This is a genomic window from Saccharopolyspora ipomoeae, from assembly GCF_029952525.1.
GTDB classification, from domain to species: domain Bacteria; phylum Actinomycetota; class Actinomycetes; order Mycobacteriales; family Pseudonocardiaceae; genus Saccharopolyspora; species Saccharopolyspora ipomoeae.
In genome coordinates this window covers 113,125-120,879 of record NZ_JASAOF010000019.1, presented here as the reverse complement: position 1 = coordinate 120,879, position 7,755 = coordinate 113,125, and the positions used below count along the sequence as shown (strand labels likewise).

Annotated in this window: 7 protein-coding genes and 1 pseudogene; 3 read left to right on the top strand and 5 right to left on the bottom strand. The window is 72.0% G+C overall.

The genetic code is table 11. The features are described from left to right. Window positions 1-417: pseudogene (locus QFW96_RS23695) on the bottom strand (hypothetical protein); the annotation flags it as partial. 152 nt (window positions 418-569) lie between these two features. Then, on the bottom strand, window positions 570-1,409 hold the full coding sequence (locus QFW96_RS23690; protein ID WP_425524788.1) for a glutaminyl-peptide cyclotransferase: 840 nt from the start codon (window positions 1,407-1,409) through the stop codon (window positions 570-572). A 141-nt stretch (window positions 1,410-1,550) separates the two neighbouring features. On the opposite strand from QFW96_RS23690, the gene QFW96_RS23685 reads away from it, so the two are divergent. Then, window positions 1,551-2,423 carry a DUF3027 domain-containing protein gene (locus QFW96_RS23685; RefSeq protein ID WP_281457923.1) on the top strand — a complete coding sequence of 291 codons (873 nt, stop codon included), beginning with the start codon at window positions 1,551-1,553 and terminating at the stop codon, window positions 2,421-2,423. Then, window positions 2,420-5,398, top strand: a complete 2,979-nt coding sequence (locus QFW96_RS23680) for an ATP-binding protein (RefSeq protein WP_281457922.1) — start codon at window positions 2,420-2,422, stop codon at window positions 5,396-5,398. Before QFW96_RS23685 ends, QFW96_RS23680 begins: the two co-directional genes overlap by 4 nt. On the opposite strand, the gene QFW96_RS23675 is transcribed toward QFW96_RS23680, so the two are convergent. Both QFW96_RS23675 and QFW96_RS23670 read right to left on the bottom strand, forming a co-directional pair. Then, the gene (locus QFW96_RS23675) at window positions 5,395-5,565 is read right to left on the bottom strand and encodes a DUF397 domain-containing protein (RefSeq protein WP_281457921.1); all 171 of its coding nucleotides are present in this window, start codon (window positions 5,563-5,565) and stop codon (window positions 5,395-5,397) included. The genes QFW96_RS23680 and QFW96_RS23675 overlap by 4 nt on opposite strands. Further along, complete coding sequence (locus QFW96_RS23670) at window positions 5,562-6,401, bottom strand: helix-turn-helix domain-containing protein (RefSeq protein WP_281457920.1); 840 nt, start codon at window positions 6,399-6,401, stop codon at window positions 5,562-5,564. Before QFW96_RS23670 ends, QFW96_RS23675 begins: the two co-directional genes overlap by 4 nt. A 108-nt stretch (window positions 6,402-6,509) precedes the next feature. On the opposite strand from QFW96_RS23670, the gene QFW96_RS23665 reads away from it, so the two are divergent. Continuing rightward, complete coding sequence (locus QFW96_RS23665) at window positions 6,510-6,722, top strand: hypothetical protein (protein ID WP_281457919.1); 213 nt, start codon at window positions 6,510-6,512, stop codon at window positions 6,720-6,722. 18 nt (window positions 6,723-6,740) lie between these two features. Here QFW96_RS23665 and QFW96_RS23660 read toward each other — a convergent pair whose 3' ends face one another. Then, window positions 6,741-7,694: a zinc-binding dehydrogenase gene (locus tag QFW96_RS23660; protein ID WP_281457918.1), complete on the bottom strand. Its 954-nt coding sequence runs from the start codon at window positions 7,692-7,694 to the stop codon at window positions 6,741-6,743. Window positions 7,695-7,755: the final 61 nt, after the last annotated feature.

The window sequence follows — 7,755 nt, the reverse complement described above, 5'->3', positions numbered from 1 at the left end:
CGGTGCCGTCCCGTTCTTCGGCGGTGCCGTCCCGTTCTTCGGCGGTGCCGTCCCGCGACGTTCCTGCGCCTCGGGCTGCTCCGGTTCCGCGGAGTCCTCCGGCGCGCCGGGGTGGTCCTCGGGCAGCGGCGGCAGCGGGCTCGTGCCGCCGGGCCGGTCGTCGTAGTCGGGGTCGTCCTGCCAGGGGTAACGGCGCCGCTCGGTCTGGCCGGGCCGCTCGGTCTGGCCGGGCCGCTCGGCCTGGCGGGGCTGCTCGGCCTCATCGGTCCGGTCGGCGTGGGGCGGCTCGAACCGCTGCCCGGACCGCTGCCGGTCGGCGTACCAACCGCGTTTCCCGCGCTGCCCGGCGCCCCAGCCCGGCCGACCCCGCGGCTCGTCCGACCGCTGGTCACGTCCCCGCGTCCCCATGTCCGCCATCCTGCCCCACCTCCCTTCGCCACGACCGGGTTGCGGGCGAGCCCGTCGCAGTTCGCCCTCACGAATAAGGAGGCGGAAAGCCGCCGAAAAATACAGCTGGACACGATCAGGCTACGAAAATGCGGCCTAGATCACCCCTGCGAGTGATCGATTCATTCGGGCACGAACCGCACGCGGAACATCGACGGCCAGTTCTTCCCGGTCAGCAGGAACTCGTCGGTACCCGGCACCGCCGCGATCCCGTTGAGCACGTCGGCACCGGCCCGCTGCTCCGGCGGCAGCAGCCCCTCGGCGTCCACGACGGCCGTGACCTGCCCGTTCGTCGGATCGATCCGCATGATCTCGTCGCTGCCCCACACGTTCGCCCACACCTGGCCGCCCGCGCACTCCAGCTCGTTGAGCTCTTCCACCGGTGAGCCCTCGCGGGTCACCGGCACCTCACCGACCTGGGCGAACGTCGCCGGGTCGCGGAAGGTCAACCGGTCGCTGCCGTCGCTCATCACCAGCCGGTTCCCGTCGAAGCACAGGCCCCAGCCCTCACCCGGGTACTCCACTCGGCGCAGTTCCCGCAGGGTCGCCCGATCGCGCTCGAACGCAACCCCTTCCTGCCAGGTGAGCTGCCAGATACGGTCACCCGTGACGGTGATCCCCTCACCGAAGAACTCGGCAGGCAGCCGTACCTCGTGCCGCGCCGCGCCGCCCTGCGGATCGCCGGCGCGCAGCACCGAGGAGCCGCGCAGGCCGGTGCCTTCGTAGAGGGTGCCGTCGGCGATTTCCAAGCCCTGAGTGAACGAGGAGCGGTCGTGCGGGAGCACGTTGATCACCTCGACTCGAAGGTGTGGCAGGCTTCCCGCGTGCCCAACGCCCTGATCGGTTTGCTCGCGGTCGTGCTGGCCGTCGTGCTGCGCTGGTACCTGCGCCGAGCACGCAACGCCGAGTCCGATGGTGAGCAGCACTCCGCACAAGAGACGGCCAGTGTGAGCAAGTCGCACCCCGAAAGCTTGACACGCCCGGTCACTCCGAGTGCCACTCCGCTCCGGATCAGCGGCCCGACGGCCTCGGCGGAGACACAGCCGACTGCGGCGCGGAGCGCGTACGGCACAATCGAGCATGTGACGCCTATGCCTGCTCCGATGACCAGCCCAGGCGCGGATGCCCCGTACGACGACGCCGGGCAGCCTGCCGCCGAGCCGTTGAACCCGGAGCTCGCGGCGGCCGAGGACGTCGCCCGAGCCGCGGCGGAGGACGAGGCTCGCCCCGGCGACGACCCGATCGGTTCGCCGGTGCTGACCCTGGACACCACCGAAGGCGACGTCGCCGACAGCACGACGTCCCCGGTCGGTGCGCACGTCGGCGTCGAGCCCGAGGGCCCGAACGCGGTCACGCACTACTTCGAGTCGAACTACCCCGGCTACGTCGGCTGGCGCTGGGCCGTGACGGTCGCCAGCGTCGGCGCGGGCGAGCCGGTCACGGTCAGCGAGGTCGTGCTGCTGCCCGGTCCGTCGGCGCTGACCGCGCCGGACTGGGTTCCGTGGCGCGACCGCGTCCAGCCCGGTGACCTCGGCGCGGGCGATCTGCTGCCGACGAGCCCGGACGACCCGCGGCTGGCCCCTGGCCACCTGACCAGCGACGACGAGCAGTTCGCCGACGTCGCCAAGGAGGTCGGTCTCGGCCGCAAGCGGGTGCTCAGCTTCGAGGGCCGCACCGACGCCGCCGAGCGCTGGCACTCCGGTGACTTCGGCCCGCGCGCCGACACCGCCAAGCTCGCGCCCGCGGCCTGCGGGACCTGCGGTTTCTTCCTGAAGCTGTCGGGTTCGATGGGCAGCGCGTTCGGCGTCTGCGCCAACGAGTTCGCCCCGGCCGACGGCCGCGTGGTCAGCGTCGAGTTCGGTTGCGGCGCGCACTCCGAGGTCGACGTGGACGTCTCGTCCACGGTTCCGGTCGCCGAGATCGTCTACGACGACGCCACGCTGGAGTTCGAACCGCGCGGCACGGAGCGCGGGTGAACGAGCCGGACCGCTTCGGCGCGGCCGGACTGCGGCGTGCCGTGCTGCAGTCCTGGGAGACCTCCCCGACCCGGTTCCGGGAGGACGCCAACGCCGAGGAGGACCTGCGCCTCGGCGGCTACCGCGACCGCCTGCTGGTCGAGCTCGCCCAGAACGCCGCCGACGCCGCCGGTTCCGACGGCGTCCTGAGCGTGGAGCTCGTCGGTGACGAGCTGCGGGTGGCCAACACCGGAGCCCCGCTGACCGCCGAGGGCGTGGCCGCGCTGGCCTCGCTGCGCGCGTCCGCCAAGCGCGAAGGCGCGTCGGTCGGCCGGTTCGGCGTCGGGTTCGCCGCGGTGCTCGCGGTGTCCGAGGCGCCCAGCGTGCTCTCGACGTCGGGTGGTGTGGCGTTCTCCGCCGAGCGCACCCGCGAGGCCGCCGCGCAGCTGCCCGGACCGGCCGAGGAGCTGTCCCGCCGCGAGGGCGCCGTGCCGGTGCTGCGGCTGCCGTGGGAGGTCGACGGCACCCCGCCGGAGGGCTTCACCACCGAGGTACGGCTGCCGCTGCGCTCCGATGTGGACGCGACGGCGCTGCTGGACTCCTTCGCCGACCAGGCCCCGGGCCTGCTGCTGTCGCTGCCCGCGCTGACCGAGATCCGCATCGGCCGCCAGACCTGGCAGCGCGATGACGAGGACGTCGATCGCGTCGTGGTGCGCGGACCGGTGCGCAGCGACCGCTGGCTGGTGCACCGGACGTCCGGCGCGCTGAGCCAGTCGGTGCTGTCCGGGCTCGGCGCGGAGAGCCGTTCGACCGCGCACTGGCAGGTCACGTGGGCCGTTCCGCTGGATTCCGAGGGCCTGCCGATCCCGCTGGCCGAGGACGTGCTGCACACCCCGACCCCGACCGAGGAGCGCCTGTCGCTGCCCGCGCGGCTGCTGGCGAGCGTGCCGGTCGAGGCCGACCGGAGGCGCGCCGCGGCCTCGCCCGCGACCGACGAGGTCCTGACCTTCGCCGCGGAGTGCTACCCGGCGCTGGTCGACAAGCTGCCCGGCCCGCACCGCACGGCCCTGGTGCCGCTGCCGGGATTCCCGCTGTCCGATGTGGACGACAAGCTGCGGCAGGGCGTCAACGACCGGCTGCGCGTCTCGGCCTGGCTGCCCGGGGCGGGCGACAAGCCGGTCGCGCCGCTGGAGGCCCGCGCGCTGGAGCAGGTCTCGCCGGAGCTGGTGGAGCTGCTCGAAGACGTCGTGCCCGGCCTGCTGGCCCCGGAGCTCTCCGACGCCCGGCACCGCCGCTCGCTGCACGCGCTGGAGGTCCGCAGGCTCGGCGCCGCCGAGATCGTCGAAGCCGTCACCGGCCTGAGCCGCGAACCGCGCTGGTGGTACCGGTTCTACGACGCGCTGGCCCCGGTGGCCGAGGCCGATCCGCAGGCGCGCGAGGAGTTCACCGCGCTGCCGGTGCCGCTGGCCGACGGCCGCACCGTCAACGGCGTGCGGGACGTGCTGCTGAGCCGCCCGGAACGCGACCTCGACCCGGCCGCGCTGCTGTCCGCCCTGGACATCTCGGGGCTGCGCATCGCCCACCCGGAGGCCACCCACGCGCTGCTGGAGAAGCTGGGCGCGCACCCGGCCGGGCCGGCCGAGCTGCTCGACGCCCCGCCGCTGGCCGAAGCCGTGCGCAGCAGCGTCTCCGACGCGCTGACCGGCGTCGACGTGGGCCCGCTGGCCGAGGCCGTGCTGCGGCTGGTCGAGGAGTCCCACCCGCGCGACTGGCTGGGTGCGCTGGCGCTGCCCGACGACGAGGGCGACTTCCGGCGAGCCGACGAGCTGCTGCTGCCGGAGGCCGCGCTGCTGACGGTCATCGACACCGAGCACCTCGGCGAGGGCGCCCCGCTGTCGGTGCTCGACGACGAGGTCGCCCAGCGCTGGCCCACGGAGCTGCTGACCTCGATCGGCGTGCTGGACGGGTTCGGCGTGTTCGTCGAGGACGATCCGGTGGAGGCCGACGACCGGTTCCCGGACGCGCGGCAGTGGTGGGCCGAGCAGGAGGCCGACCGGCCCGAGGAGTGGCCGCCGCCGCGGTTCGTCGGCATCCGCGATCTCGACCTGGTCGCCGACGACGCGTGGCCGGCCGCGATCAGCCTGCTCACCCGCGACCCGGACACGTTGCGCGCGCTCCGCGAGCCGCACGGCTACTCGGCCTGGTGGATCTCCCGGTTCGCGCTGATCGAGGGACACCCGCCGCGGCACTGGCGGCTTCCCGGGGCCGACGAGCTCACGGGCGTCTACGACCCGGTCCCGGACGTGGATCTCGACGTCGAGGCGCTGCGGTTGGCCGGTGTCCGCGCCGAGCTGCGCATCGACGACGGCGACGACGCCGAGGACCTGCTGGAACGCCTCGGCGACCCGGACCGCGCGATCCGCGCGGGCACGGCGCTGCGCGCGCACCAGGTGCTGTCGGAGGCGGTCGCCGCGGGCGTCGTGGACGCCTCCGACCTGGAGCCGCCGGAGATGGTCCGCTCGGTCTCGGGCGCGGTGGTCAGCACCGGCCGCGCCGTGGTGCTGGACGAGCCGTGGATGCTCGGCGTCCTGGAGGCTCCGCTGGTCATCGCCGGTGGCAGCCCGGAGCAGTTCGACGCCGAGGCGCTCGCCGAGCTGCTGGACCTGCCGCTGGCCTCGGAGGAGAACACGCTGCGCGTCCCGGACCCGGGTCGCGTGCAGCGCTGGTCGGAGGTCGCCCGCGTCCCGTCGGGTTGCGAGCTGCTGGGCATCGACGTCCCGGACGGCGAGATCGCGCTGCACGACAAGCTGCGCGTCCAGGCGTCGACGGGCGAGCACCAGGTCCACTGGTGGGTCGAACCCAACGGCAAGGTCCACGCCGAACGCACCCCGGACGGTCTCGCCCGCGCCCTGGCGTGGGCGGCGAACGCCTGGGAGCAGCGCTTCGCCCTGGCAGCGCTGCTCGCCGACCCGGAAGCCACGACCCTGCTGCGCTAGGCGTCCAGCGACCGCAGGAAGCGCTGCCAGACTTCGGTTTCGAAGCGGAGCGTGCCTCCGTCGCGGTCCTTGGTGTCCCGGACCCCGACCTGGTCAGCACTCCAGCCGACCTCGACGCAATTGCCCTCTTGGCCGCTGTGGCTGGATGTGCGCCAGTCGTCGATCACCCGTCCACCTCCATCGCTTCCGCGCGAGCCAGGACGAGGCTCGCGGAATCCGCTGGGCACAGCGCCATTTCCGCCACGTTAGTAGCGGTTTCGAGAAACGGATAGATCTCTTCGGGTTCGTCGAGGAACAATCCTGATCGGCGTTGTTCGAGGTAGACGATCGGCCGTTGTCTCGCGAACTCCTGGATCAGCACGCTGCCGTACAACGCCCAGTGGACTCCCGCGCTGAAGGGCACGACCTGCACGGTGACGTGGTCGTACCTGCTCATCCGCGCAATGTGGCGCAACTGCCCGGCCATCACGCGGTGACCGCCGACCGGTCGCCAGAGGATCGACTCGTCCAGCAAGGCGTGCAGCCCAACCGGTTTCGCCCGGGTCAGCAGGCGCTGCCTGCCGATGCGCAGCGAAACCCTCGATTCGACGACGTCTTCGTCCAGGCCGCCGTTGCGCATGACCGCTCGCGCGTAGTCGGCTGTCTGGAGCAGTCCCGGGACGAATCCGGGCGACACGTCGGTGATCTTCGTGGCTCGCTGCTCGAACTCCAGCAGTGAGATGAGGTGAGACGGCAAACCCGGACGGCTGACCGCCCACCAATGCTTCTGGTGCGCGTCGTGAGCAAGCTCCAGGAGACGCTTGCGCTCGTTGCCGCGGATGCCGAGCGCGCCCAGGATGATCGCGATCTCGATGCCGGTCGGGACCTTCTCGCCGGACTCGATGCGTCCGAACGTCGCCCGCGACCAGCCGCACACCTCGGCCAGCTCCTCCAGCCGCAGCCCGGCGTCCTTCCTGAGCCGCCGGATCTCCACGCCCAATCCCCGGGCACGTGCAGTTGTCATACGCAGAATCTATTTCAGGGCCTGAGACGCCACCATTACACAATCTAATGAACGAGATTGCCTCCTCGATCGCTGGGACGATCTCATGTCCTCGACCAAGGAGGAGAAATGACGGAATACCTCACCCACATCTGGCGCCCCATCCCCGGAGGCCGCCACGCCTTCCCGGCCTCAGCGCTCCGAGAAAGCCTCGATGACCAGGTGAAATCCCACTGCGGCGCGGAAGCTCAGGCCGCGCGCCTGCACGACGCCACGGAGATCGACTGGATCATCGAACCCACCTGCAACACCTGCTGGAAAATCCTCAAGGAAAATCCGTGAGAAAGCTCAGCGCGATTCTCACGGCCTGAGGATGATTCGGCCGAAAACTGTTCCCGCGTCCATCTGCTCGTGCGCTTCGGCGGCTTGATCCAGCCTCAGAACGTCGTGCACGACGGGGTGCAGGTGGCCTCGGACGGCGGCGTCGAACTGCCGGGAGCGGACGGCGCTGCGCTCGTCGAGCGGGACGCTGTCGAGGCTGAGGGTCGCGAACGACCGCGACTGCTGGAAGGACCGCAGGAGCCGCGCTCCGAAATCGGCGGGAGGCATCCCGGCGATCACGCCGACGGCGACCATGCGGCCGTTGGGAGCGAGTCGGTCGAGGAATTCCGGCATCCCGTCACCGCCGACCACGTCGATGATCACGTCGAAGTCGCCGGGCTCCCCGTTTCCACCCCGGTCCAGCACTCGCGTCGCACCGAGCTCGCGGAGCCGTTCGCCGCGCTCCGGCGAGGACGTGGTGACCGCGACGGTGCTCGCCCCGCCTCGGGCGGCGAGCTCGACGGCCGCGATCCCGATGCTGCCCGCTGCGCCCCGCACCAGCACCGACTCACCGGAGGCGAAACGAGCGCGGTCGAGCGCGAAGTGCGCGACTCCGGCCGAACTGCCCAGGGTCGCGGCGTCGACGGCGGGGAGTTCGTCGGGAAGGGCGGTGATGTCCTCGACGCGGGCAGCGGCTCGTTCCGCGTAGCCGCCGCTCGTCCCGGTGAAGGCCCACACGCGCCGCCCGAGCCACGTCCGATCGACGCCGTCTCCGAGGTCCTCGACCACACCGGCGACCTCGCTGCCCGGGATCAACCCCTCGGCGAACCCGAGGCCGCCGAGCGTGCCGCGGCGAATCACGGCATCGACCCCACCGACACCGATCGCCTCGGTCCGGACCACGACCTCACCGGGTGCTGGAACCGGGTCCGGCACCTCGCGCACCGTCATCCCGGACGGGTCACCGAACCGCTCGATCACCACCGCGCGCATCTGTTCCTCCTGTTCAACGCCTTGACAAGGGGTACAGTCCGGACAGTAGTGGACGCCGGCG